We start from the raw sequence: 23,929 nt of genomic DNA, 5'->3' as shown, positions 1-23,929 counted from the left end.
ACTGCCGCGTTAAGATGGCGCGACGCGCGGCGCGATTTCGCAAATTGCGTGAAAAGGCCGGCTTCAGATCGCCGCGGCCACGCCTTCGAGCAAGGGCTGGAAACGCACGACGCCGATATCGCTCCGGTCGAAACGGCTCCCCACCTTTTGCAGATGGACCAGCGCCTGCTCGCCCTCGCCCGGCCCGATCGGTGCGATCATCAGCCCGTTCGTCGACAATTGATCGACGAAATTGCGCGGCAGGGCCGAGAACGCGGCCCAACACACGATGCGGTCGAACGCCCCTTCGCCGGCGAGCCCGTTGGCCGCATCGGCCTGGCGCACGACCACATTGGCGATACCGAGCGCGTCGAGGCGGTGACGGGCCTGGTCGACCAGCGTCTTGTAGTGATCGACGGTGACGACGCGGCCGGCAAGCTGCGCCATCAGCGCGGCCGTGTAGCCCGACCCGGTGCCGATCTCCAGAACGCGGTGCTTCGGCTCCAGACCGAGCGCATGCACGATCTGGGCCTGCAGGTCGATCCCTTCCAGCGTTTCCCCGCATTCGATCGGGATCATCCGGTCGCACCACACGACGGACTGCCACTGGCCGGACACGAAACCGCGCCGCGGCACCGCCTCGATCGCGGCGATCAGCCGCTTGTCGTCGACGCCCTTGGCGCGGGCGCGCAGCAGGAAGGCGGCGAAACCCTCGCGATCATCGCCGGCACGGGTCATGCGAGCCCCTTCGCCACCCTGTCTTTGAGTTCGTGCGCGGTCAGGTCGAGCTGAAGCGGTGTGACGGAGACGAAATTGTCGCGCATGGCGGCAAGATCGGTGCCCTCGCGCACTTCCGAGGGCTGGCGGCCGAAACGCAGCCAGTAATAGGGAAAATTACGCCCGTCGCGACGCTCGTCGATCCACAGGCCGTGCAGAAGCTTGCCCTGCGCGGTCACTTTCGTGCCCCGCACCTGCTCGGGCTCGCAATTGGGGAAATTCACGTTGAGGAACGCGCCTGCCGGCAGGTCCATGGCGATCAGCTTCTTCAGCAGTGCCGGCGCCAGCGTCTCCGCGACGTGCCACGGCACGAAACGGTCATCGTCGCGGAAACTGTAGGCCTGCGACAGCGCGATCGAGCGCACGCCGACCAGCGTCCCCTCCATGGCGCCGGCAACCGTGCCCGAATAGGTGACGTCGTCGGCGACGTTGCCGCCCGAATTGACGCCCGACAGCACCAGATCCGGCGGCTCGGGCATGACCTTGCGCACGCCCATGATGACACAATCGGTCGGTGTGCCGCGCAGGGCGAAATGGCGCTCGTCGAGCTTGCGCATCCTCAGCGGCTCGGACAGGGACAGCGAATGGGCGAAACCCGACTGGTCGGTTTCCGGCGCCACCACCCACACATCGTCGGACAGGGTGCGCGCGATCCGCTCCAGCACCTGCAGTCCCTCGGCGTGGATGCCGTCATCGTTGGTCAGAAGAATGCGCATACTCAGCCGATCCTTTCCAGACCGCCCATATAGGGACGCAAAACTTCAGGAATGGTGACCGAGCCGTCGGCGTTCTGGTAGTTTTCCATCACCGCGATCAGCGCGCGACCGACCGCCGTGCCCGAGCCGTTGAGCGTGTGCACGAAGCGGGTCTGCTTCTCGCCCTCCGGCCGGTAGCGGGCCTCCATGCGCCGGGCCTGGAAGTCGCCGCACACCGAACAGGACGAAATCTCACGATACGCGTTCTGGCCCGGCAGCCAGACCTCGATGTCGTAGGTCTTTCTGGCCCCGAACCCCATGTCGCCCGAACACAGCACCACCGTGCGGTAAGGCAGGTCAAGGCGTTTGAGCACCTCTTCCGCGCAGCCCGTCATGCGCTCGTGCTCATCGAGCGAGGACGTTTCGTCGGTGATCGAGACCAGCTCGACCTTGTAGAACTGGTGCTGGCGCAGCATGCCGCGCGTGTCCTTGCCGGCCGAGCCGGCCTCGGAGCGGAAACACGGCGTCAGCGCGGTGAAGCGCAGCGGCAGCGATTTAGCGTCGAGGATTTCCTCGCGCACCAGGTTGGTGAGCGATACTTCAGCCGTCGGGATCAACCACAGACGCATCGGGGCCTGGCGCGACCGGCGCAGCCGCTCCATCTCGCGATAAAGTTCGATTTGGGGGAAATCGTCGGGCGCCCACGCCTCCACAAGGTTAGCCACCGCCTCGCCGTAAAGCGCGCTTTCGTCGAAAGACACCTCGCCCGCCCGCGAGGTCTGGAAAAGATCGTCGGTGAATTTCGGCAATTGCCCGGTGCCGAACATCGGCCCGTCGCGCACCAGAAGCGGCGGCTGGACCTCCAGATAGCCGTGCTCGGTGGTGTGCAGGTCGAGCATGAACTGGCCGAGCGCGCGCTCGAGCCGGGCAAGCTGGCCCTTGAGCACGGTGAAACGCGCGCCCGACAATTTCGCCGCCGTCTCGAAATCCATCAGGCCGAGCGCCTCGCCGATCTCGAAATGCTCCTTCGCCGCATTGGCGCGTTTCGGCTCGCCGACGCGGCGGATCTCGACATTGTCGGCCTCGTCGGCGCCGACGGGCACGTCGTCGTGCGGCAGGTTGGGCAGCGCCGCCAGCCGGTCGAACAGCGCCTTGTCGAGCGTGCGCTCCTCTGCCTCGCCGTCCTGAACGAAACGCTTGATATCGGCGACCTCGGCCTTGAGCTTTTCGGCCAGCGCCAGGTCCTTTTGCGCCATCGCCTTGCCGATTTCCTTGGAGGCGGCGTTGCGGCGTTCCTGCTTGGCCTGCAACTCGGTCAGATGGGCGCGCCGCGCCTCGTCCGCGGCCACCACGGCGTCGACCTCGGCGCGCGCATCCGCCGACGACCAGCCGCGCTTTTCAAGCGCTTCGGCCAGGGCCTCGGGGTTGTCGCGAATCCATCTTATGTCGAGCATGGCGAAAATCGGTTCCCATACGGTTGGTGTTGCCGAAACGGCATATGAATGTCCGCCGCGCGCCGCACAACGCGCGCAAGACCGCCGAACGGCCTAAACCGCAAATCGGAATGGCGCAAGGCCGCGCCGCACCGCGAGCGCCTTACGAGGGACGCGTCGCGTCCTCGTCGCCGGCTTCGGAAGCCGCGGGCTCCGCTTGGGCTGGATCGGGTTCGTCACCATCCGTTTGCGCCTCGTCCCGGGCTGCGCGCTCTTCCGCGCGCTTCTTCTCGACCATGCGCGCCAGCCAGATCGAGACCTCGTAGAGAAGGATCGTCGGCAGGGCGAGGCCGAGCTGGCTGACGGGATCGGGCGGGGTCAGCACCGCGGCGACGATAAAGGCGATGACAATGGCGTATTTGCGCTTGTCGGCCAGCCCCGCCGAACTCAAAAGCTCGACCCGCGTCATCAGCGTGGTGACGACCGGAAGCTGGAACACCAGGCCGAAGGAAAAGATCAGCGTCATGATCAGGCTGAGATATTCCGACACTTTCGGCAACAGCGAGATCTGGATTTCCTGATCGGGCGACACCTGCTGCATCGACAGGAAGAACCACATCACCATCGGCGTGAAGAAGAAATAGACCAGCGCGCCGCCGATCAGGAACAGGATCGGCGAAGCGATCAGAAACGGCAGGAACGCGCGACGCTCGTTGCGGTAGAGGCCGGGCGCGACGAATTTGTAGATCTGGCCGGCGATCACCGGAAAGGCGATCACCAGCCCGCCGAACATGGCGAGCTTGATCTGGGTGAAAAAGAACTCCTGCGGCGCGGTGTAGATCAGGTCGACCTTGTCGGCGTCGAGACCGGCCCAGGCGGTCGCCCACTGAAACGGGATCACCAGCAGGTTGAAAATGTCCTTGGCAAAAAAGAAGCAGACCAGGAAGGCGACGAAAAAACCGCCGATCGACCACATCAGCCGCGTACGCAGCTCGATCAAATGATCCATCAGCGGGGCCGACGATTTGTCGATGTCGTCGTCGTGGACGTTCACGAGGATGCCCCGGTCTTCTTGGCCGGCGCCTTGCGCGTTGCCGGTCTGGGTTTGGAGGTCTTGGCAGCCGGCTTGGCGCGCGCGCCCGCAGCCGTTTTCTTCGCCGGCGACGCGGCAGCCTTGCCGGCCGGCTTGGCCTTGGCCGCGGCGCCGGTTGCGGCAGTGGATTTGGCCGCGGTCTTCCTCTTGCCAGGCACGGTCGCCGCCGGTTTTGCCGCTGCGGCCCCCGGCATCGCCGTCGGCCCGGCCTTGGCCGGCTCGGCCGGCGCCGCTTCGGCGTCGGGCGCCGCGGTCTTGGCCGGTTTCGGCTTCATCATGTCGTCGAGGCCGGCGCGCACATCCGCGGCCGCCTTTTCCATCGGATTGAGCGCTTTCTTGATTTCCGAGGTTGGATTGAGCTTGCGCGCGCTGTCGAGGGTCGACTTGACGTCGTCAAGCTCGGCCTCCTTCAGCGCCTCGTCGAACTGCTTGCGGAAATCGCCCGCCATCGAGCGCATCTTGGACGTCGTGCGCCCGAACGCGCGCAGCATGCGCGGCAAGTCCTTCGGCCCCACGATCACGATCAGAACGACCGCGACCACGAGCATTTCCGGCCAACCGATGTCGAACATGGCTCAGCTTCCGGCAGCCTGCGACCGGGGCTCGCGCCCCGTCAGGACTTGGTTGCCTTTTCCTTGGTCGAGGAGGCGGGCGCGCTTTCGTCGTCGCGGTGCTCGACGGTCTTGGCGTTGGCCGCCTCGTCCTCGTCCGACATGCCTTTCTTGAAGCTTTTGATTCCCTTGGCCATGTCGCCCATCAACTCCGGAATCTTGCCGCGCCCGAACAGCAGCAGCACGACCACGAGCACGATAAGCCAGTGCCAGATCGAGAAGGTTCCCATTACAAACCCTTTTATGAACGCGTTTCGTTCCCAGATTTAGGCGTTTTCGGTCCCGCTTTCAAACACAAGCACATCAGACTTTCGCACCGTAAGCCAGATATCGCGTGCGCCGGCAGGCAAAACGCCGCATCGAATGCGTGCCCGAATCGAGGTTTCGGCGCCCGGAACCGCAAGTTCCAGCGCCTCCGCCTCGCCCAGGAAGCGCCGGGATATCACTCTTGCCGCCGTCCCGCCATCCTTTTCGCACGGCTCTATGCCGGAGAGCCGCACGGCAACGGTAACGGGCGCGCCATCGCCGATGCCGGGTGCCGCGAACTGGCCGAGCGGCGTATCGACCCGGCCCGCGCCCGCCCTGGCCTCGAACAGGTTGAGCTCGGAAAAGAAACCGGCCACGAACAGGTCGGCCGGTTTTTCGAACAGGGCCTGCGCCGGCCCCATCTGCACCAGCCGCCCGTTTTTCAAGAGCGCGATTCGATCGCTCATGCGCATCGCCTCCTCGGCGTCGTGGGTGACCACGATCGCCGTCGCCCGGCTCTCGCGCAGGATCGCCAGCGTTTCGGCGCGCACGGTGTCCTTCAGGCGCGAATCGAGCCCGGAGAACGGCTCGTCCAGCAACAGCACCGCCGGGCGTGGCGCAAGCGCCCTCGCAAGCGCCACGCGCTGCTGTTCGCCGCCGGAGAGAATATGCGGGAAGGACTGGGCATGATGCTCCAGGCCGACGCGCACCAGCGCTGCCATCGCCTCGCGCCTGGCTTCTCCCGACGACAGCGCGGTCAGGCCGAAGCGCACATTGTCGAGGATCGACAGATGCGGAAACAGGGCGAAATCCTGGAACACCAGGCCGATCGAGCGCCGCTCCGGCGGCACGAACACCGACGGTCCGGAAATTTCGCGATCGTTGAGCAGCACACGCCCGCGCGTCTGCGTCTCGATGCCGGCGGCGATCCTCAGAAGCGTCGTCTTGCCCGAGCCGGAGGGACCGAGCAAACAAAGCACCTCGCCCGGTTCGGCGCTCAGCGAGACACCGCGCAGCGTTTCGTTCCGATTGTCGAAGGAATGCCACACATTGTCGAAGGACAGGCGCGCGGCAAAGGACACACCGGCGGGAAGGCGCCCTGCCCGTTCACCCGGCTTCCGCCTTGTCTTTTCTGCCTGCGCCATTTCGCCTGTCACGGATATGCGCCGCGACGACACGCGGCGCCTCCGTCAATCATCCCCGCCGCGGGGTGTCAACAGGCCGAGCTCCTCCAGGTCGATGTCGGTCAGCGGCTCTTCGTCCTCGGTAAGCTCGTCGGGATCGGTCGGCGGCAGCGGCACGGAGAAATTGGCCGGCATGCGCGCCGACAACAGGCCCGCGCCCTTCAATTCGTCTATGCCCGGCAGGTCGCGCAGCTCGCCGAGCCCGAAATGGTCGAGAAAGGTCAAGGTGGTGCCATAGGTGACCGGGCGGCCGGGCGTGCGCCGCCGGCCGCGCATTTTCACCCAGCCGGTTTCCATCAGCGTGTCCAGCGTGCCCTTGGAGGTTTCGACGCCGCGGATTTCCTCGATCTCGGCGCGCGTCACCGGCTGGTGATAGGCGATGATGGCCAGCACCTCGAGTGCCGCACGCGACAATTTCTTCTGCTGCACGGCGTCGCGGCTCATCAGGAAGGACAGATCGCCCGCGGTGCGGAATGCCCAGGACTCCTCGATCCTGACCAGGTTGACGCCGCGCTTTTCGTAAAACTTCTGCAGCGACGCCATGATCGCGGGAATGTCGACGCCTTCGGGCATGCGCATGGCCAGCGCCTTTTCGCTGACCGGCTCGGCCGACGCGAACACGATCGCCTCGGCCATGCGCATGGCCTCCACCAGGTGCAGCCGCTCGGCCGGGTTGTCGTTCAGCGGATCGGCGTCGAGGGCATTCCCGTCGTCCGGCATGGACAGCGCGTTCGCCCGGCTGCTTTCAGACATGGCTTCCCTCGCTGGGCACGTGTTCCGGCGGCCGGGCGCGCATGAAAAGCGGCGCGAACGGCTCGGTCTGGCGAATTTCGATCGCGCCTTCGCGCACCATTTCGAGCGAGGCGGCAAACGAGCTGGCGAGCGCGGTGGCGCGCTCTTCCGGTACGGTCAGATACTCGATCAGGAACCGGTCGAGCGCGGTCCAGTCCTTGATCCTGCCGACCAGGCGCGACAGCACCGCGCGCGCGTCCTGGAGCGACCACACCGTGCGCTTGGCGATCCGCACATTGGTGACCGCCTGACGCTGGCGCTGTCCGGCATAGGCGGTCAGCAGATCGTAGAGCGAGGCGCTATATTCGGTCCGGCGTTCCAGGATCACCGCTTCGGGCATGCCGCGGGCCATCACGTCGCGACCGAGCCGGTTGCGGTTCACCAGGCGCGCGGCAGCATCGCGCATCGCCTCCAGCCGCTTGAGGCGGAATTGCAGGATCGCGGCCAGTTCCTCGCCGCTTTCGCCCTCGTCGCTGTCCTGCTTGGGGATCAGCAGCTTCGACTTCAAAAAGGCGAGCCAGGCGGCCATCACCAGATAGTCGGCGGCAATCTCGAGGCGCAGCTTGCGAGCCTCGTCGACGAAAGCCAGATATTGCTCGGCAAGCGCCAGGATCGAGATGCGGGCAAGATCCACCTTCTGGGTACGCGCCAGGTGCAGGAGCAGGTCGAGCGGTCCCTCGAAACCGGCGACGTCGACGACGAGCGCCGGCGCGGCCGGATCGCGCCGCTCCTCGCTTTCCGTCCACAGGCGCTCCATCGGCGCCTTGTCCTGGCCTGAATTCTTCTGGACCGCTCCCAAATCCTTACCCTATTCAAAGGCCGGGGCTTACGCCACCGACCGGGCCAACGCGTCGAATTCCGCCCTGGCCAGCATTTCGCTCTCGCTCGACGCGCCCGCCCGCAAATCGAGGGCCCGCCGCGCCCGCTCCAGCGCCCGACCGGCGAGCGCGGGGGTCGCGGCCGCGACCCCCGCCATCTCGTCCATGACGCCGTTGCAGTGAAGAACCACATCGCAGCCGGCCGCAAGAATCGCCCGGGCTTTTTGCGAGAAATCCCCAGAAAGCGCCTTCATGGAGACGTCGTCGCTCATCAACAGACCGTCGAAACCGATCTCGCCACGGATAATGTCGCCGATCACGCGCGCAGAGGTGGTGGCGGGATTGTCGGGGTCGATCTCCTGGTAGACAATGTGCGCCGTCATCGCCATCGGCAGGTCGGCGAGTGCGGCGAACGGTGCGAAATCGACCGCGCGCAGGACGTCCAGCGAGGCTTCGACCACCGGAAGCGCCTTGTGGCTGTCGCAGCGCGCTCGTCCGTGTCCGGGCATGTGTTTCATCACCGGAAGCACGCCGCCGGCCAAAAGCCCATCGGCCGCCGCGCGCCCCATCGCCGCGACCACGGCCGGGTCGCCGGCATAGGCGCGCTTGCCGATGACATCGTCGGCGCCATCCACCGGCACGTCGAGCACCGGCAGGCAGTCGGCGTCGATACCGTGACGGGCGAGGTCGAAAGCGTGCAGGCGCGACATCAGCCAGGCCGCGCGCAGCCCAGCCGCCGGGTCGGCGGCATGGATCGCGCCAAGCGCGCCGGCCGAGGGATAGTCGGGCGCCAGCGGCGGGCGCAGCCGCTGCACCCGGCCGCCCTCCTGGTCGACGAAGACCGGCGCATCCGGCCGGCCGACGCTCTCGCGCAGGTCGGAAACCAGGCGCAGCACCTGCGGCGTGTCGGCGACGTTGCGGGCAAAAAGAATGAAGCCCCAGGGTTTTTCCCGGCGAAAGAAGGCCTCTTCCTCAGCGGTGAGTTCGGCCCCGGCACAGCCGAGGATCATTGCTTTTGATTCGCTCATTGCGACAGATTAGCCCGTCTTGGCTTGCCGCGCACTGACCACAGCCGAGCCTCATCCGGAAACGGTTCGGGCCGCTTCGCAGCGGCCCGACGTTTCGATGCAGAGTGGTCATCGGCCCGGCGGCCGGCATTATTTGGCGACGAAACAGCTTCCGCCGGCGGCCTTGTACTGCTCGCACAGCCTGGTCGCCTCGGCGCGGCTTCCCGCCGGGATCCGCACCCGCCAGAACGTGCCCTTGCCGGCGATGTCGGCCTTGACGATATTGACGCCGCGCCCGTTCAGGATCGAGCCGTAACGCGTCGACAGATTGGCATAGCTTTTCTGGGCGCCTTCCGGCGAGGGCTGCGAGGCGATCTGCATCGACCATTCGCCCGGCTTCGGCGCCCTGGTGTCGAGGGCCGCGACCTCGGTCTGGCGATTGGCCTGCGCGGTGTTGCCGACGATCTCGACCGGCTGGTCGGACGGGCGGGTCGGTGCGACCGGACCGCGATCGGGAACCTTCTGTGTGCCGGATTGCCGGATCGTGGTGGTTTCCACCACGCGAACCGGCGCGTTGTCTGTCTCGGCCTGTGCCGGTGCGGCAACCTCGTCGGACGTTCCGGCACCGCCGACATCCGCAGCGCCGTTCCGGGCATCCGGCGCGTCCGCGGCGACCGGTTCCGGTGCAGGCGTCGCGGCAACCGGTTCGGGCGCGGGGGCGGCGGGCTCGAGAGGCGCCGGCGCGGGTTCGACCTCCGCCGCCGTCGCGACCTCGAGCGGTTCCTCGCGCGGCACCAGCGTGCCGTCCGGCTTGACAATCATGGTGCGTACCCTGCGCGGTGCGACCAGCGCCGGCTCTTCGCCGGCGACGCCCGGCAGGTTGGACGTCTCGGGCGCGACCCTGTCTTCGGACTTGCCCGCTGCCGCACCCGCCGCGTCGGGCGCGCCCGGGGTGACATCGCGCACGGCGAGATCGACCGGCTCTTCGGCGGCCGAAAGCAGTTTTTCCTGTGTCGGCACGGCCGGCTCGTCGCCACCGGCGACCCGTTCATAGACGATCTTGTCCTCGTTCGGCACGGTCACGCCGCCAGGCGTTTCCGGTCGCACCTTGACCGGCGACGGATCGGCCTTGACCATTGCAGGCGAGGCTTCGGGGTCGCCAGATCCAAACGACAGCGCGAAGGCCGATATGCCCCCGACGACGGCAACGCCGGCAACCAGCGCCGCAATCATCAGCCCGCGACGGCCTGAAGGCTGTGCCTCGTCGGCCGCCTCCGCGTGCGGAGCCGCCCCGTGAAAGGCGGCGGCAAGCTCGCCATCGTCGGGCGCATGCAACTGCTGATAGGCCTCGTCCGGCCACCCGGCCGCCATGGCCTGTTCCTGGCCGGCCGCTTCGTCGAAACCGTGAGGCTGCCAGGCTGCACCGTCGTCGCCCTGCTCGGGGGCCGCGAAATCGAACGTATCGTCGAGGGCGAGGTCTGCCTCGTCGAGCCCGAGCGCGAAATCCTCCGGCGCGGCCTCCTGCGAAACCCGCCGCTCGGCGGCAAGCGACGCCGCGTCGGTGGCGCGCGGCCAGCCCTGCGGCTGGGAGGCGCCGGAACTGTCGCGATTCAACTCGTCGAAAGCCGAGGCGAACTCCATGTCGAGCTCGTCGGCGAGGTCGAGCCGGGGCTCCTCTTCCTGCACGAATTCCGGGATGCCGGTTTCGTCGGCGATCTCGACACCGGCTTCCGGCACGTCGACCGTCTCGATCGCGGGCGCCTCGGCAGCGCGGGCGAAACCGGCGCGCGCCCCACCCAGGGCAGCCGCTGCCGCACCAGCGCCGATTGCGGCACTCTCCGCGGCGATAGGCGCGGTCGGCGGCGCCTCAGCCTGCTGTGCCGGCGCGTCGAAGCCGACCGGCGTCGCCGCCTCGACAGGCTGGGTTTCGGTCCAGCCGGCCATATCCGGCTCGCTCCGCTCGAACTGCGCCTGCCTCCACGCTTCCTCGCCGGCGACGAGCTGGGCACCCGCCAGCTCGTCGGGCGCGGCCGGCGCGTCGTCGATAGGCGCGGACACGTCGTCGTCCGGCATGGCGACCTGCGTGGCCTCCGGTTGCACCGGCTGCGGCGCGACCGGGGTTGCTCGGTCGAACACGAAAGGCCGATCGCCCTCGTCGGGGTGCGGCGCGGCCGGCTCGAAGCCCTGGTCCATATGCGCCAGAACATCGTCCTGGAAATCGTCGGCGACCGAGGCGCTCGCACGCTCGTCAGCATAAAACGGGCTAGTTTCGGCTTCGGGGGCGTCATCCCGGAAATCGGCCTGCATGAATGGATCGGGCGCAGCCGGTGTCGCGACCGCATGGTCGCGCGCTTCGATAGCCGGGCCCTGCCCCTCTTCGCGTGCCTGCGGCAGCGTTTCGACACCCCGCACCGGTTCCGGTGCCGGCGGCGACGCCATCGCTGCAAGTTCTGCGAATGGATCGAAAACCGGTTCGTCGGCAGCCGCGGCCTGGCCGGCGCGCTCCGCGGGCTCCCACGCATCCGCCGGCGCCGCCATACCAACTGACTCGGCAGTCTCGTGCCGCGGCGCGGTCGAAAAACCGGCCCCTTCGCCGCCGTCGTGAACCGGATCGGTCGCCGGTTGCGGATCGGCCCGCGAAAAATTCAAATCCACGAACGCGGCCGCGTCGTCGGCCTGGCCGAAATCGACAGGCGGCGGCGCGGCAGCCGCCGCTGCGGGGCCAGCGTCCAGATAGGAAGGCGCCCTTGCCCCGTCGTCTTGGGCCTGCTGGCCTTCATTGTCGGGCGCGCCCGTATCGCCGCCGAGTGTCTCCAGCGAAGCCGAAAACTCCGCTGCCAGCTCGTCCTCGAAGGCCTGACCGAGTTCGGGAAGGGCTTGCGCGTCGGCCGCCGGCTCTTCCGGCTGGCGTGGATGCCGGGCGGGCGGATCAAGGTCCTGTTCCAACTCCCCCATCAATTCGCGTTCGAGATCGATGCCGAAATCGTCGGCATCGCTCGCGCCGGACGTTTCCGGCATACCGCCCATGATCCGGGTCAGTTCCGCCAGGGGATCGTTTTCGGCGAAGTCATCGTCGCGCTTCACCTTCAACTGCTTGAGGTCTGCCATACCCATTTCCGCACTCACACTCGCCCGGGCGCCGAAAACGCCGCGAGTTTCTGGCCGTTACCAGCCCATTGTGGGCAAAAGGTGACAGGTTTTACCGTGTCGCCTAGCGCATTTCTTCCGGCGCGTCGGCTCCCAACAGACCCAGTCCCGACGTCAAGACATCAGAGACCACCTGCACCAATCCCAGTCTAGCCTGGGTCAAGACTGGGTCATTAACCTTAATAAACCGTAAGTCTTCATTGTCGGTGCCGCGGTTCCACAAGGCATGGAACTGGCTGGCGAGGTCATAGAGGTAAAATGCGATCCGGTGCGGCTCGTGTGCGAGCGCCGCGGCTTCGATCATGCGCGGATATTCGGCCACCTTTCTGACCAGCGCGATCTCGGCGTCGTCGGTCAGCCGTTCCGAAGCCCGCGACAGGCTCTGCCGGTCGAGCCCGTCCGCGCCGATCTGCTCGGCCGCCTGCCGGAACACCGAATGCGAGCGCGCGGAGGCGTACTGGACGTAGAAGACGGGATTGTCCTTGGTCTGCTCCGTTACCTTGGCGAAGTCGAAATCAAGCGGCGCGTCGCTCTTGCGATAAAGCATCATGAAGCGGATCGCGTCGCGTCCGACCTCGTCGACCACCTCGCGCAGCGTCACGAATTCGCCCGCGCGCTTGGACATGCGCACCGGCTCCCCGCCCCGGTAAAGCTTGACCAGCTGGCACAAAAGCACCGTCAGCTTGATGTCGCCGCCAGAAATCGCGCGCGCCAGCGCCTCGAGCCGCTTGACGTAGCCGCCGTGATCGGCGCCGAGCACGAAGATAAGTTCTTCGAAGCCGCGGGCGTATTTGTCCTTCATATAGGCGACGTCGGCGGCGAAATAGGTGAACGCCCCGTCCGACTTGACCAGCGGACGGTCGATATCGTCGCCGACCTCGGTCGAGCGGAACAGGGTCTGTTCGCGGTCTTCCCAATCCTCCGGCTTCTGCCCCTTCGGTGGCGGCAGCTTGCCCTTGTAGACATGGCCCTTCATCGTCAGATCGGCGATCGCGGTGCGAATGGCGCGCGCGCCGTCGGCATGCAGGCCACGTTCGGAAAAGAACACGTCGTGACACACGTTGAGCGCGGCGAGATCGTCGCGGATCATGTCCATCATCGCGTCGATGGTGCGCTCCTTGACCAGGCCGAGCGCCTTGTCCTCGGCCATGCCGAGCAGAGACTGGCCGTATTCGTCAGCCAGCGCCTTGCCGACCGGCTTGAGATAGTCGCCCGGATAGAGACCGGCGGGAATCTCGCCGATCTTTTCGCCGAGCGCCTCGCGGTAGCGCAGCAGCGCCGAGCGGGCCAGAACGTCGATCTGCGCGCCGGCGTCGTTGATGTAATATTCCTTGGTGACCTCGAAGCCGGCAAAACCCATCAGATTGGCCAGCGTGTCGCCGACGACGGCGCCGCGGCAATGGCCGACATGCATGGGCCCGGTCGGATTGGCCGAAACATATTCGACATTGACCTTGCGCCCCGCCCCGACGGTCGAGCGGCCGTAATCGCGGCCGGCGGCCAGCATTTCGCGCAGCCGCGCCTGCCAGAATCCGTGGCCGAGTGTCAGGTTGATGAAGCCGGGCCCCGCCACATCGACGGCGGCGACTTCGGGATCGGCAGCGAGCCGTTGGGCGATCCGCCCTGCGAGCGCGCGCGGATTCTCGCCGACCGCTTTCGACAGCACCATCGCCGCATTGGTGGCGATATCGCCGTGCGCGGCGTCACGTGGCGGCTCGACCGTCAGGCGCGAATAGTCCAGGGGACCGCCCGAAACGGGCTGAAGGTCGAGCGAAGCGATCGCCTTCGTGATCCGATCGCGGAAATCGGCAAAAATGTTCATGGGTCAACGTCCGGGTAAAAACGGGGCCGGCTTGGGCTGCGCGAGGCCCTATCCGATCTCGGGCGTATGGTCAAACAGACGCCGATGCTCCTTGATCGCGTAGGTATCGGTCATGCCGGCCAGGAAATCGGCGACATGGCGGGCTTTGACCGCCTCGTCGGCGCGCTCAAGAATTCCGCGCCAGCCCTCCGGCATCGCGGCCGGGTCGGCGAGGTAGGCGCCAAACAGGTCGCGCACGATGCGCTCGGCATCAGCGCGCACAGCCATCACGTCGGGATGACGGTAGAGATTGGCGTATAAAAACGCCTTCAGCGCCTTCTCGTCGTCGCGCATCGCCGCCGAAAAGCGGACGATCGTCTCGCCTGCCGCGCGCACGTCACCGCTGCTTGCCGGTTTCAGCGCGGCGAGCCGGTCGCGGGCGGTCACGATGACATCCTCGACCATGCGCGTAATCTGGCGGCGCATCAGTTCGTGGCCCGTGCGCACCGGGTCGAGCCCTGGATAAAGAGCGCGCACCTCCGCCAGGATGGCGGCCGCGAAGGGGACCTCCTCCAGCATGTCGAGCGTCAGCAGCCCCGAGCGCAGGCCGTCGTCGATGTCGTGCGCGTCATAGGCGATGTCGTCGGCGATCGCGGCCGCTTGCGCCTCGAGCGAGGCGTGGGAGGCGAGATCGAGCGGAAACAGCACGTCGAAATCCGCGATCGTGCGCGGCAGCGGACCGTCGAGCCCCTTGCCCTCGGCGTCGGTCAGCGGACCGTTGTGCTTGACCAGCCCCTCCAGCGTCTCCCAGCTCAGATTGAGGCCGTCGAACTCCGCATAGCGGCTTTCCAGCCGGGTGACGACGCGCAGCGACTGGGCGTTGTGGTCGAAGCCGCCGGCGAACCCCATCACGGCGTTGAGCGCGTCCTCGCCGGTATGGCCGAACGGGGTATGGCCGAAATCGTGCACCAGCGCGACCGCCTCGGCGAGATCCTCGTCGAGGAACAAGGCGCGCGCCAGGCCGCGCGCGATCTGGGCGACCTCGATCGAATGGGTCAGCCGCGTGCGGTAGTGATCGGCCTCGTGGGCGATGAAGACCTGGGTCTTATGTTTCAGCCGGCGAAAAGCGGTCGAATGGATGATGCGGTCGCGATCGCGCTGGAAGGGCGTGCGGGTACGGCTTTCCTGTTCGGGGTAAAACCGGCCGCGCGTCGCGTCCGGGTCGCAGGCATAGGCCGCCCGCGGCCTGTAGCCAAAGCCGATATGTGAAAATTGTGATGCGTGATCGGACATGAAGCGCCGGTTGACTTGCGGTATGGCGCTTCATACCTATGGAGGGAGTGCGAACACAAGGTGACGCCATGGGCGCGGACGCATTAACAGGCAAGAAGGGCGTCGAACTGACCGACGCCGCGGCGAAGCGGATCGCCAAGATCATGGCCGGCGAACCGGGCAAGACGGCCCTGCGGGTCGCGGTCGAAGGCGGCGGCTGCTCGGGCTTTTCCTACACGTTCGACCTGGTCGAGGCGCGCAACGACGATGACGTGGCCATCGAGAAGGATGGCGCGACGGTGTTGATCGACGAGATTTCGCTGGTCTATCTCGGCGGCTCGGTGATCGACTTCGTCGACGATTTGATGGGCCAGTCCTTCCAGATCAAAAACCCCAATGCCGTCGCTTCCTGCGGCTGCGGAACCAGCTTCTCAATCTGAACCCTCGCCCGCGATAAGGCTTTGCGCCCCGCGAACCGGCCGCGAACGCATCACGCGGCCGGGCTCGTATCCTTCGCCGTCAGTCGAGTTCTTCCGGCAATACGAGATTGAGCACAACCGCCAGGAACGCCGACGGCAGCAGGCCCGAGGTCAACAGGATCTGCGCGGTCTTGGGCAGATGCTGGAGCGCTCCCGGCTCGAGCTGAAGGCCGAGTCCGACCGACAGCGACACGGCGAAGATCACCATGTTGCGCCGGTTCCAGGTGACGTCGGACAGCATGTTGATGCCGGCCGCGGCCACCATGCCGAACATGACGATCACGCCGCCGCCGAGCACGGTGATGGGAATGGTGGAAATCACCGCCCCGACCTTGGGGATCAAGCCGCACAGGATCAGGAAGATCGCGCCGTAGGTAACGACGTGACGGCTCATCACCCCGGTCATCGAGATCAGGCCGACATTCTGGCTGAAGGACGTGTTGGGCAGGCCGCCGAAAATGCCCGCGATTGCCGTTCCCAGCCCGTCGGCATAGGTGGCGCCGGAAATCTCGCGGTCGGTCGCCTCGCGGCCGGCACCGCCCTTGGTGATGCCCGACACGTCGCCGACCGTCTCGATGGCCGAGATCAAAGCCATGAAGCACATGCCGATGATGGCCGCGGCCGACAGTTCGAAGCCCCATTTGAATGGCACCGGCACGGCGACCCAGCCGGCCGTGCCGACATTGTTGAAATTGACCATGCCCATCATCAGCGCCACGACGTAACCGGCGATCAGGCCGAGCAGCACCGCCGCGATCGACCACATGCCCTTGGCGAAGAATTTCAAGAGCAGCGTCACCACGACCACCACGATGGCGACGCTCCAATTGGCCAGGCTGCCATATTCGGGTTTGCCGATCAGCGGCACGCCGCCGGCCGCGTACTGGATGCCGACCTTGATCAGGGCGAGCCCGATCATCAGCACGATCAGGCCGGTGACAAGCGGCGGCAGCGCGAAACGCAGCCGGCCGATGAAGGTGCCGAGAAAGAAGTGGAAAATGCCGCCGATCAAGACGCCGCCCATCAGCGCGCCCATCGCCGCGACGCCGCCGCCGGCCACGATCGGGATCATCACCGGCAGGAAGGCGAAGCTCGTGCCCTGTACGATCGGCAGGCGCCCACCGACCGGCCCCATGCCGATCGTCTGGAACAAGGTAGCGATACCGGCAAACAGCATCGACATCTGGATCATGTAGATCAGGTTCGGAAAGTCGGGCGAATTGGATCCGAAGCCGAAGCCCGCCGCCCCGGCCACGATGATCGCCGGCGTCACGTTCGAGACGAACATGGCCAGCACGTGCTGGATGCCGAGCGGCACGGCCTGTGTGATCGGCGGCGTGTAGTCGGGATCGCGAAGTCGTTGCCTGAGCCCCGCGGCACTTGCCGGGTCGGTGGTCGTCGTGTCAGTCATGGTCGTTGTCCCCTCTTCTCAACGCCCCTTTGTTTTGAGATGGTTTTTCGGGCAATGAACGACAATTTCCGACAATGGCGTCGCTGACCATCAAGTAAAATTTGAAAGATCGGCACTTTATCCATGAAAATCGCAACCTGGAACATCAACGGCGTCAAGGCGCGCATCGACAATCTGCTCGTCTGGCTCAAGGACAGCCAGCCCGACATCGCCTGTCTCCAGGAGATCAAATCGGTCGACGAGCTGTTTCCGCGCACCGACATCGAAGCGCTCGGCTACCACGTCGAAACCCATGGCCAGAAAGGCTTCAACGGTGTAGCGATCCTGTCCAAGCTCCGCTTTGACGAGGTCAATCGTGGCCTGCCCGGCGACGATGACGACCAGCAGGCGCGGTTCATCGAGGGGGTGTTTTCGACCGAATCGGGCGTGGTGCGCGTGGTGTCGCTCTATCTGCCGAACGGCAATCCGCTCGGTTCGGAAAAGTTTCCCTACAAGCTCGGCTGGATGGAGCGGCTGGAAAGATGGGCCCGCGAACGGCTGGATCTGGAGGAGCCGCTGGTGCTGGCCGGCGACTACAACGTCATCCCGCAACCCGAAGACGCCAAGAACCCCGGCGCCTGGGTGGACGATGCTCTGTTCCAGCCCGAAAGCCGCGGCGCTTTCCGCCGTCTGTGCCATCTGGGCTACACGGACGCGGTCCGCGCCGTCAGCGACGACGTGCTCTACACGTTCTGGGACTATCAGGCCGGCGCGTGGCAGAAGAACAACGGCATCCGCATCGACCATGTGATGCTATCTCCGGAGGCCGCCGACCGGCTGGCCAGCGCCTCGGTGGAAAAACATGTCCGCGCCTGGGAAAAACCGTCCGATCACGTGCCGGTTGTGATCGAGCTCGCCTGAGGCGAAGGAAGGCGAGACGGGCCGGCCTCGCGTACCCCTCGCGACGCGCCGCCAGGGCTGCCGAAACCCTTGCCGGATGTGTTTAAGCAGCGCTGGTGCTTCACCGCACAGCAAGGCTTCGATCGGGAGACGCTCCGGCGGAAACCCGCTCAGGCCTCGTCACCTGGAATGTCGGCGGTGAGAACGGAACGTCATTCCGCTGAGGCTGCGCGACGGTCTGCTATGCAACGCTCTGCTCTTGAAAGAGGGCGATAGCCTTAGCAACGAGTTGTGCGTTCGACGATGCGACAGACTGGTCTTCCAACCTGCAACCATCCTCGAGGCCAATACGGGTAGACCATCGCTTCACCCGAGCCTCACGTACGAAATGCCATACCGTAGCATCAAATCCATGTAATAGAATGGGCCGCTGAACACCGGCCTCATTCAAAACAGTTTGGATGCCTGCTAGCGTCGCCCGCGCCTGTCGGAGGTCTTGTTGTTCGATTTCAAACAACACACGAAAGACCTTGTCTCGTTGTCGCAAAGATACAAAACGCTCCGCGTCCTCAACTGTGGCTATCCCAGCTTCGATACCAACACCCTTTGCTTCAAGGAGCGAAAAAATGGCTGGTGCGTCCGGTTCCGACAAGTTCACCGAAGCGTAATCCGGCAGCGATGACCATTCGTTGATACGGTGTCTGGTGAGCGTAATGTCATTTTCGATCCATGCCCCTGTCGATACCCCGACCAGCGTGCCTGGGCAGACGCTTCGGATGCCACGAACAAGCTCATCCACATGGGCCAGACTCTCTTTACCGTCCGAGTCGCGAGGGTGGATGTGCAATTCGCCCGCGCCTGCCGCAATGCATTCTGCTGCGTCAGCTACCATTGCTTCGTGTGTAAGGGGCAGAGATGGGTGGTAAGCCTCAGGGCGGGCTCCGTTTATACACGCTTGAACAATCACCTTGTCGACCAGCCTCTAGCGTGACCTTTCTTTTGTCGACATTCGTTTCCTGCGCAGCAATTGTCAAATTCGGCTCGAAGCCGTCATTGCCCGCTGAAGACCGCGCCGAACCAAGGCGCGACCATCGCCCGCATCCGGCAAAGCGCCTGGCTCGGGCAAGCTGAAGTCGTTTTTCAAGCAGTTGACGCCGGGAAACTTTCCCGGCCGGATGGTGCGGACGGCGGGACTCGAACCCGCATGGCCGAAGCCGAGGGATTTTCGTACCAGCTACGGCTTTCGCCGCCGCCCCGCAGGGGCGTTTGTGGTCTGGACTATACCTTCACCCTAGCCACGGCCTTAGGTGCTGCCCGTCTAGTCTCTACACCTTCCCGAACCATCGAGGCCGCCGGGCTTGGCTCGGGATCGCCATCTGACAGGGTTCCCCGAATTTGAGCAGTTCTACAGCCGGGGTTTCCCCCGATGCACTCAGATTTCTTCAAGTCCCTTGTGTCTACCGATTCCACCACGTCCGCGTGGCCATTCCTGCTAGCAGAACGGGTGACCGGGCTCAATTCCTTACCGTATCTGTCGTTTATTGTTCCGATCCGGCCCCATCGTCGGCCGGCGCCCGCGCCTCAACGTCGGACACATCAACCATCACCTTGTCGGGCACATCGATGCTGGCCGTCTTCGATCCATCGAAAAATCCGCCGGCAAACAGAATGACGACGACCAGAAGCGCCACCACCAGGCGCCGGCGATAAACCAGCCGGCTCCACCGCCGCCCAATGTGACGATCGTCGTGCGCTCGCGCGGATCTTTTTCCATCGCAACATCGCTCCTTTAGAAACCTGCCAAGTCCTGACGAGTTTCAGCCGGCAACCATGCCGAGAACGGCCATAAACCCGGCCAGCGCGAATACCGGGCCAATCAGCCATCGCGCTTCCCGAACACTGGTATGCATCGTCCTTTCCAATATTGACCTGCCTGGACGATGTCCGAACACGCCATCGGGTTCCGGCACGCGAAAGTGTAGAAGACACGAGCGCCGGCGAGGTGCGGACCGGCCGGAAAAGCGGTGCGCGACTGCGGGAACCGCATTGGAGTGCATGCGGGTGATCGACATGCGGCCTGCTTTCTGCTTCCATCGCACGGCCATTGGAGGGAACTGAATATGGGCATCGAAAGTCTGATCGTTTTCATCATCATCGGTGCGATCGCCGGCTGGCTTGCCGGGCTGATCGTCAAGGGTTTCGGCTTCGGCCTGCTTGGAAACATCGTCGTGGGTATTGTCGGCGCCTTCATCGCCGGGTTCCTGTTTCCCGCGATCGGCATCTCGCTTGGCGGCGGCATCCTCGCCGCCATCATCCACGCCACCATCGGCGCGGTCATTCTCCTGGTGATCATCAAGCTGGTGAAATCGGGCTGACATCGCACGGCAAACCACGAAAAACGGCCGGTCCCAACGGAACCGGCCGTTTTTTCCTCAAGGCCGCGGCCTCAGCGCGTATCTGCAGTTTCTTTCGCCCGCCCGGCGTGTCGCAAACGCAACATCGGCGCCATCCGCCAGGCGATGATCGGCGTCAGCGCGAGACTGACGACAACTACGGCCGGGATCAGATAAGGCGCCCAGGCCCGCAACGCCGGCACCGACAGCACCGTGACCGCGCCGGCCCCGAACAATACCGCATTGACCATCAGGCCGATCATGCCCGCCATGTAAGTGCGCGTGCGCATCGAAACATCCTTTCCTTTGACGGAAGAACGCGAGCGGCCGGGCGCCGGTTCCACGCTGCCGGTCAGCCCCCATGCGACCGAGGCGTTCCGACGACGCGGCCTGCCCTTTCTTTTCGCGTTTTCGCCCGCTTGCGACTGGCGCTCGCGCGCCGCTCTTGGCACAGTGCGCCGATAAGGAGACCCGATCATGGCCGCACCGATCTTGCCCGCAAACCGCAAGCCGCATCCCTGGACCGAGGTCGCGCCACTCCTGGTCGACGTCGCCATGGGCCGGCGCGCTGCCGATCTGGTGATCCGCAACGGGCGCTGGGTCAACGTGCATTCCGGCGAGGTAATCCCGGCCACCGACCTGGCGATCGTGGCCGGCCGCTTCGCTTATTGCGGTCCCGACGCCAGCCACGCCATCGGCGAAGGCACCAAGGTCGTCGACGCGGCCGGACGCTATCTGGTACCGGGCCTGTGCGACGCGCATATGCATGTCGAAAGCGGCATGGTGACGGTGACCGAATTCTGCCGCGCCGTCATTCCGCACGGCACCACATCGATGTTCGTCGACCCGCACGAGATCGCCAACGTGCTGGGGCTCGACGGGGTCAGGCTGATGCACGACGAGGCGGCGGCCCAGGCGATCAACGTCTTTGTGCAGATGCCCTCCTGCGTGCCCTCGGCACCGGGCCTGGAAAACGCCGGCGCGCAACTCGGTCCCACCGAGATCGCCGAAGCGATGGGATGGGAAAACATCATCGGGCTCGGCGAGGTGATGAATTTTCCCGGCGTCGCGGCCAACGACCCCACCATGACCGGCGAGATCGCCGCCACGGTGGCCGCAGGGCGCACGGTCGGCGGCCACTACGCCTCGCCCGACCTCGGACGCGCATTTCACGGCTATGTCGCCGGCGGGCCGGAAGACGACCACGAAGGCACGCGCGCCGAGGACGCCATCGCCCGCGTGCGCCAGGGCATGAAGGCAATGCTGAGGCTGGGTTCGGCCTGGTACGACGTCGCCGAACAGATCAAGGCGGTGACGGAAAAGGGGCTCGACCCACGCAATTTCATCCTGTGCACCGACGACAGCCATTCCGGCACGCTGGTCAACGAGGGCCACATGGACCGCGTCGTACGCCATGCGATCGCCCAGGGCCTGAAGCCGGTGACCGCGATCCAGATGGCGACCATCAACACCGCCCAGCATTTTCGGCTCGAACGCGAGCTCGGTTCGATCGCGCCCGGCCGGCTCGCCGACCTGCTGATCGTCTCCGATCTCGCCACGCTCGAGATCGACGAGGTGTTCGCGCGCGGCGTCAGGCTGGCCAAGGCCGGCCGGCTCGAAGTCGAGATCCCGCCCTACCCCTATCCGGCAAACGCGCGCGACACGGTCCGGCTCGGCAAGACGCTCGCTGCGGCCGATTTCGACATCCCCGCCCCCGACAACAGCGCCGAAGTGCGCGCCCGCGTGATCGGCGTGATCGAGAACCAGGCGCCGACCAGGGCGCTGGAAGCCGATCTTCCAGTCGAGGACGGCATCGTGGCCATGGACCGGCGCAACGATGTCTGCCAGATCGCGCTGGTCGAACGGCACAAGGGCAGCGGCGCCGTCGTCAACGGCTTCGTGTCTGGCTTCGGCTATACCGAGGACTGCGCGATGGCCTCCACCGTCGCGCATGATTCGCATCACATGATCGTCGTCGGCACCAACAAGGACGACATGGCGCGCGCGGCCAACCGGCTCGGCCAAGTCGGCGGCGGGGTGGTGATGGTCTCGAAGGGCAAGGAGCTGGCCCTGGTGGAAATGCCGATCGCCGGGCTGATGTCGGACGAGCGCGCCGAGATCGTCGCCGCCAAGGCCGAAAAACTGTCGGCGGCGATGCGCGACATGGGCTGCTCGCTCAACAACGCCTATATGCAGCACTCGCTGCTGGCGCTGGTCGTCATTCCGGAACTGAGAATTTCCGATCTCGGCATCATCGACGTGACCAGGTTCCAGAAGGTGGATCTGTTCGTTTGATCAGCCGAAAGCGGCGGCGATCATGAAACGGTGGCCGTCGGGGCTGCGCACGGCGAATTCGCGCATGCCCCAGGGCCGGTCGGCGGGCGGAAACAAAATGTCGGCGCCGCAGCCCGACACCGCCTCGAACCAGGCATCGACGTCGGTCACCTCGAGATAGCCGAAATATTGATGATCGCCCAGATGGATAGCGTCCGGGCAGCTTCCAAGCATGATCGTGACCTTTCCCGAGCGCACGAACACCCAACCGTCGGGTTCGCCAACGATCTCGAACCCCATCACCTCGACCCACCAGCGGGCGGTGACCCGGGCATCCGGCACGGCAAGCACGTGGGCTGCACCGCGCATAGCCTGCGGCATCACTCCACCCCGACCGTCGAAAGAACCTCGGCCGGCGTGGTGATGACGATGCTGGCCGCCGAAACCGCGGTTTGGCCGAGCCCCTTGGCAAGGTTCTCAATATTGCCGGCAAGGTCGGTGCGGCGCTGCACGAACGTGTCGCCGGCCTTCAGTCGGTCACCGATCAGCTTCACCAGCACAGGGTTGTCAGCGAACTTGGTGTGGTTGAGCCGGTCGCCCGCCTCGACGTCGGTGACATTGACGACGACGATGCCGTAACTGGCGATGTCGTCGGCATCGGAATATTCGCCGAGCCTGGGCCGATTGCCGGCGATCAGGCCGGACAGGTTCAGCGCTCGGTCGTTTTGCGACAGCATCACGAAAAACGGCTTGTCCGGTTTGCCGTAACGCTTCATCTGGCTCTTGAACACGTCGACATCGACATCCGGCGAGGCCAGAACGACGTCGCCGAGCTTGCCGCCGATATCGCGATCCCCGGAAATGGCGAGTTGGCGCAAGGCCTCCAGCGTCAGCCAGTTGCCCATCGAATGGGCGATGATGTCGATGCGTTGCGCACCCGCGCGACGCACCAGCCGCAGCGTGCGCTCCAGCCCGTCGCGCGCGGTGGTGGCCGAATCGCGATCGTAGACATAATCGACGGTGCGCCCGCGCGAGGCCCAGGTGAAAAGCACCGGCGCGCCGTCATAGCCGGCATCGTGCACGATCTGCGTCAGCCGGTAGACGGCCTCGTCGAAACGGGTGTTGTAACCGTGGATGAAGACCAGCGCCCTGCCCCCACGCGCGGCGATCGCCTTGGCGAGCCCGGCCTGGAAGGCCGCCTCGTCCTCGTAGCCGCCGACCGCGGTTGCGGTGAAATATTTGGCCGGGTCGCGGGTGCTGTTCTTCGGCCGCTCCAGCGCGCCGGTCTTGTGGATCGCCGGCACCGTCACGTCGGTCACGGCAAAGTTCAGCGCCAGCGAGCGCTCGCCGTCAAAGACCTCGCGCGGCTCGGCCGAGCGCCGGCGGGTGGTGGCCACGAACAGGCGGTGTTCGCCGGCGATCTCGGCCGTGGTCGCCGACACGGTTTCGCTCCCCACCAGCAGATGCGCGCCCTTGTTGGCGCAGCCCGCGAGCGAGGCGACCAGCATGCCCAAAGCCAGAAATTTCAGGAATTTCGTCGCGCGCGACAGGATCAGACCTCCATGCCTGTGCCCTTCGATAAGCAGATTGACCCGACGGCGTCTACCCGTCATGACGGCAAGAATGCGGCGCCGGCGA

22 protein-coding genes and 2 pseudogenes are annotated in these 23,929 nt (G+C 65.5%); 4 read left to right on the top strand and 20 right to left on the bottom strand.

From position 1 onward, the window contains the following. Window positions 1-63 precede the first annotated feature (63 nt). The 14 genes and pseudogenes from C7T96_RS00420 to C7T96_RS00360 form a co-directional block, all read right to left on the bottom strand. Window positions 64-717, bottom strand: a complete 654-nt coding sequence (locus C7T96_RS00420) for a protein-L-isoaspartate(D-aspartate) O-methyltransferase (RefSeq protein WP_106569213.1) — start codon at window positions 715-717, stop codon at window positions 64-66. Further along, entirely contained in the window at window positions 714-1,472 is a 759-nt protein-coding gene (gene surE, locus C7T96_RS00415; protein WP_106569212.1) for a 5'/3'-nucleotidase SurE, read from the bottom strand. The genes C7T96_RS00420 and surE overlap by 4 nt, the downstream gene beginning before the upstream one ends. A gap of 2 nt (window positions 1,473-1,474) precedes the next feature. Further along, window positions 1,475-2,071 (bottom strand): annotated as a pseudogene (serS, locus tag C7T96_RS24520) (serine--tRNA ligase); the annotation flags it as partial. A 156-nt stretch (window positions 2,072-2,227) separates the two neighbouring features. Next, window positions 2,228-2,905, bottom strand: a pseudogene (locus C7T96_RS24515) (serine--tRNA ligase); the annotation flags it as partial. Between the two features lie 142 nt (window positions 2,906-3,047). Further along, entirely contained in the window at window positions 3,048-3,938 is an 891-nt protein-coding gene (tatC, locus tag C7T96_RS00405) for a twin-arginine translocase subunit TatC (protein ID WP_106569210.1), read from the bottom strand. Next, window positions 3,935-4,549: a Sec-independent protein translocase protein TatB gene (gene tatB, locus C7T96_RS00400; protein ID WP_106569209.1), complete on the bottom strand. Its 615-nt coding sequence runs from the start codon at window positions 4,547-4,549 to the stop codon at window positions 3,935-3,937. The genes tatC and tatB overlap by 4 nt, the downstream gene beginning before the upstream one ends. 41 nt (window positions 4,550-4,590) lie before the next feature. Then, a complete protein-coding gene (locus C7T96_RS00395) occupies window positions 4,591-4,818 on the bottom strand; it encodes a twin-arginine translocase TatA/TatE family subunit (protein ID WP_106569208.1) in 228 nt (75 codons plus the stop codon). 36 nt (window positions 4,819-4,854) lie between these two features. Then, window positions 4,855-5,979, bottom strand: a complete 1,125-nt coding sequence (locus C7T96_RS00390; RefSeq protein ID WP_106569207.1) for an ABC transporter ATP-binding protein — start codon at window positions 5,977-5,979, stop codon at window positions 4,855-4,857. A gap of 45 nt (window positions 5,980-6,024) precedes the next feature. Further along, window positions 6,025-6,738 carry an SMC-Scp complex subunit ScpB gene (gene scpB / locus C7T96_RS00385; RefSeq protein ID WP_199190405.1) on the bottom strand — a complete coding sequence of 238 codons (714 nt, stop codon included), beginning with the start codon at window positions 6,736-6,738 and terminating at the stop codon, window positions 6,025-6,027. A gap of 25 nt (window positions 6,739-6,763) precedes the next feature. Next, on the bottom strand, window positions 6,764-7,567 hold the full coding sequence (locus tag C7T96_RS00380; RefSeq protein WP_106569205.1) for a ScpA family protein: 804 nt from the start codon (window positions 7,565-7,567) through the stop codon (window positions 6,764-6,766). A gap of 69 nt (window positions 7,568-7,636) precedes the next feature. After that, window positions 7,637-8,656 (bottom strand): beta-N-acetylhexosaminidase, encoded by a 1,020-nt coding sequence (gene nagZ / locus C7T96_RS00375; RefSeq protein WP_106569204.1) that lies wholly within the window; start codon window positions 8,654-8,656, stop codon window positions 7,637-7,639. A gap of 129 nt (window positions 8,657-8,785) precedes the next feature. Then, window positions 8,786-11,743, bottom strand: a complete 2,958-nt coding sequence (locus tag C7T96_RS00370) for an SPOR domain-containing protein (protein WP_106569203.1) — start codon at window positions 11,741-11,743, stop codon at window positions 8,786-8,788. Between the two features lie 103 nt (window positions 11,744-11,846). Further along, window positions 11,847-13,604, bottom strand: a complete 1,758-nt coding sequence (argS, locus tag C7T96_RS00365; RefSeq protein ID WP_106569202.1) for an arginine--tRNA ligase — start codon at window positions 13,602-13,604, stop codon at window positions 11,847-11,849. A 48-nt stretch (window positions 13,605-13,652) separates the two neighbouring features. Then, window positions 13,653-14,876, bottom strand: a complete 1,224-nt coding sequence (locus C7T96_RS00360; protein WP_106569201.1) for a deoxyguanosinetriphosphate triphosphohydrolase — start codon at window positions 14,874-14,876, stop codon at window positions 13,653-13,655. A 68-nt stretch (window positions 14,877-14,944) separates the two neighbouring features. Between C7T96_RS00360 and erpA the strand changes: the two genes are divergently transcribed. Next, window positions 14,945-15,295 (top strand): iron-sulfur cluster insertion protein ErpA, encoded by a 351-nt coding sequence (gene erpA, locus C7T96_RS00355; RefSeq protein ID WP_106569200.1) that lies wholly within the window; start codon window positions 14,945-14,947, stop codon window positions 15,293-15,295. A gap of 79 nt (window positions 15,296-15,374) precedes the next feature. Here the strand turns inward: erpA and C7T96_RS00350 are convergent, their stop codons facing one another. Beyond that, window positions 15,375-16,745 carry a nucleobase:cation symporter-2 family protein gene (locus tag C7T96_RS00350; RefSeq protein WP_106569199.1) on the bottom strand — a complete coding sequence of 457 codons (1,371 nt, stop codon included), beginning with the start codon at window positions 16,743-16,745 and terminating at the stop codon, window positions 15,375-15,377. 123 nt (window positions 16,746-16,868) lie between these two features. Here C7T96_RS00350 and xth point away from each other — a divergent pair, with 123 nt between their 5' ends. Continuing rightward, on the top strand, window positions 16,869-17,645 hold the full coding sequence (gene xth, locus C7T96_RS00345; RefSeq protein WP_106569198.1) for an exodeoxyribonuclease III: 777 nt from the start codon (window positions 16,869-16,871) through the stop codon (window positions 17,643-17,645). Window positions 17,646-17,865: 220 nt separating this feature from the next. Here the strand turns inward: xth and C7T96_RS00340 are convergent, their stop codons facing one another. Together C7T96_RS00340 and C7T96_RS23790 are read right to left on the bottom strand one after the other, a co-directional pair. After that, a complete protein-coding gene (locus C7T96_RS00340; RefSeq protein WP_106569197.1) occupies window positions 17,866-18,591 on the bottom strand; it encodes a 3-keto-5-aminohexanoate cleavage protein in 726 nt (241 codons plus the stop codon). A 636-nt stretch (window positions 18,592-19,227) separates the two neighbouring features. After that, window positions 19,228-19,398, bottom strand: coding sequence for a hypothetical protein (locus C7T96_RS23790; protein ID WP_245414027.1), 171 nt, complete (start codon window positions 19,396-19,398; stop codon window positions 19,228-19,230). Window positions 19,399-19,744: 346 nt separating this feature from the next. Here C7T96_RS23790 and C7T96_RS00335 point away from each other — a divergent pair, with 346 nt between their 5' ends. After that, window positions 19,745-19,999 (top strand): GlsB/YeaQ/YmgE family stress response membrane protein, encoded by a 255-nt coding sequence (locus tag C7T96_RS00335; protein WP_106569196.1) that lies wholly within the window; start codon window positions 19,745-19,747, stop codon window positions 19,997-19,999. Between the two features lie 71 nt (window positions 20,000-20,070). On the opposite strand, the gene C7T96_RS24290 is transcribed toward C7T96_RS00335, so the two are convergent. Then, window positions 20,071-20,526 (bottom strand): hypothetical protein, encoded by a 456-nt coding sequence (locus tag C7T96_RS24290; RefSeq protein ID WP_245414026.1) that lies wholly within the window; start codon window positions 20,524-20,526, stop codon window positions 20,071-20,073. Here C7T96_RS24290 and ade point away from each other — a divergent pair. After that, entirely contained in the window at window positions 20,495-22,312 is a 1,818-nt protein-coding gene (gene ade, locus C7T96_RS00325) for an adenine deaminase (RefSeq protein WP_106569194.1), read from the top strand. The genes C7T96_RS24290 and ade overlap by 32 nt on opposite strands. Here the strand turns inward: ade and C7T96_RS00320 are convergent, their stop codons facing one another. Together C7T96_RS00320 and C7T96_RS00315 are read right to left on the bottom strand one after the other, a co-directional pair. Then, window positions 22,313-22,660 carry a VOC family protein gene (locus tag C7T96_RS00320; RefSeq protein WP_245414025.1) on the bottom strand — a complete coding sequence of 116 codons (348 nt, stop codon included), beginning with the start codon at window positions 22,658-22,660 and terminating at the stop codon, window positions 22,313-22,315. A gap of 11 nt (window positions 22,661-22,671) precedes the next feature. Then, window positions 22,672-23,799, bottom strand: a complete 1,128-nt coding sequence (locus tag C7T96_RS00315) for an alpha/beta hydrolase (RefSeq protein ID WP_106569915.1) — start codon at window positions 23,797-23,799, stop codon at window positions 22,672-22,674. Between the last annotated feature and the right edge of the window lie 130 nt (window positions 23,800-23,929).

This window comes from Nitratireductor sp. StC3 (assembly GCF_003015025.1).
Taxonomy (GTDB): Bacteria; Pseudomonadota; Alphaproteobacteria; order Rhizobiales; family Rhizobiaceae; genus Mangrovimarina; species Mangrovimarina alexandrii.
This window is presented reverse-complemented; position numbering and strand designations above follow the sequence as displayed.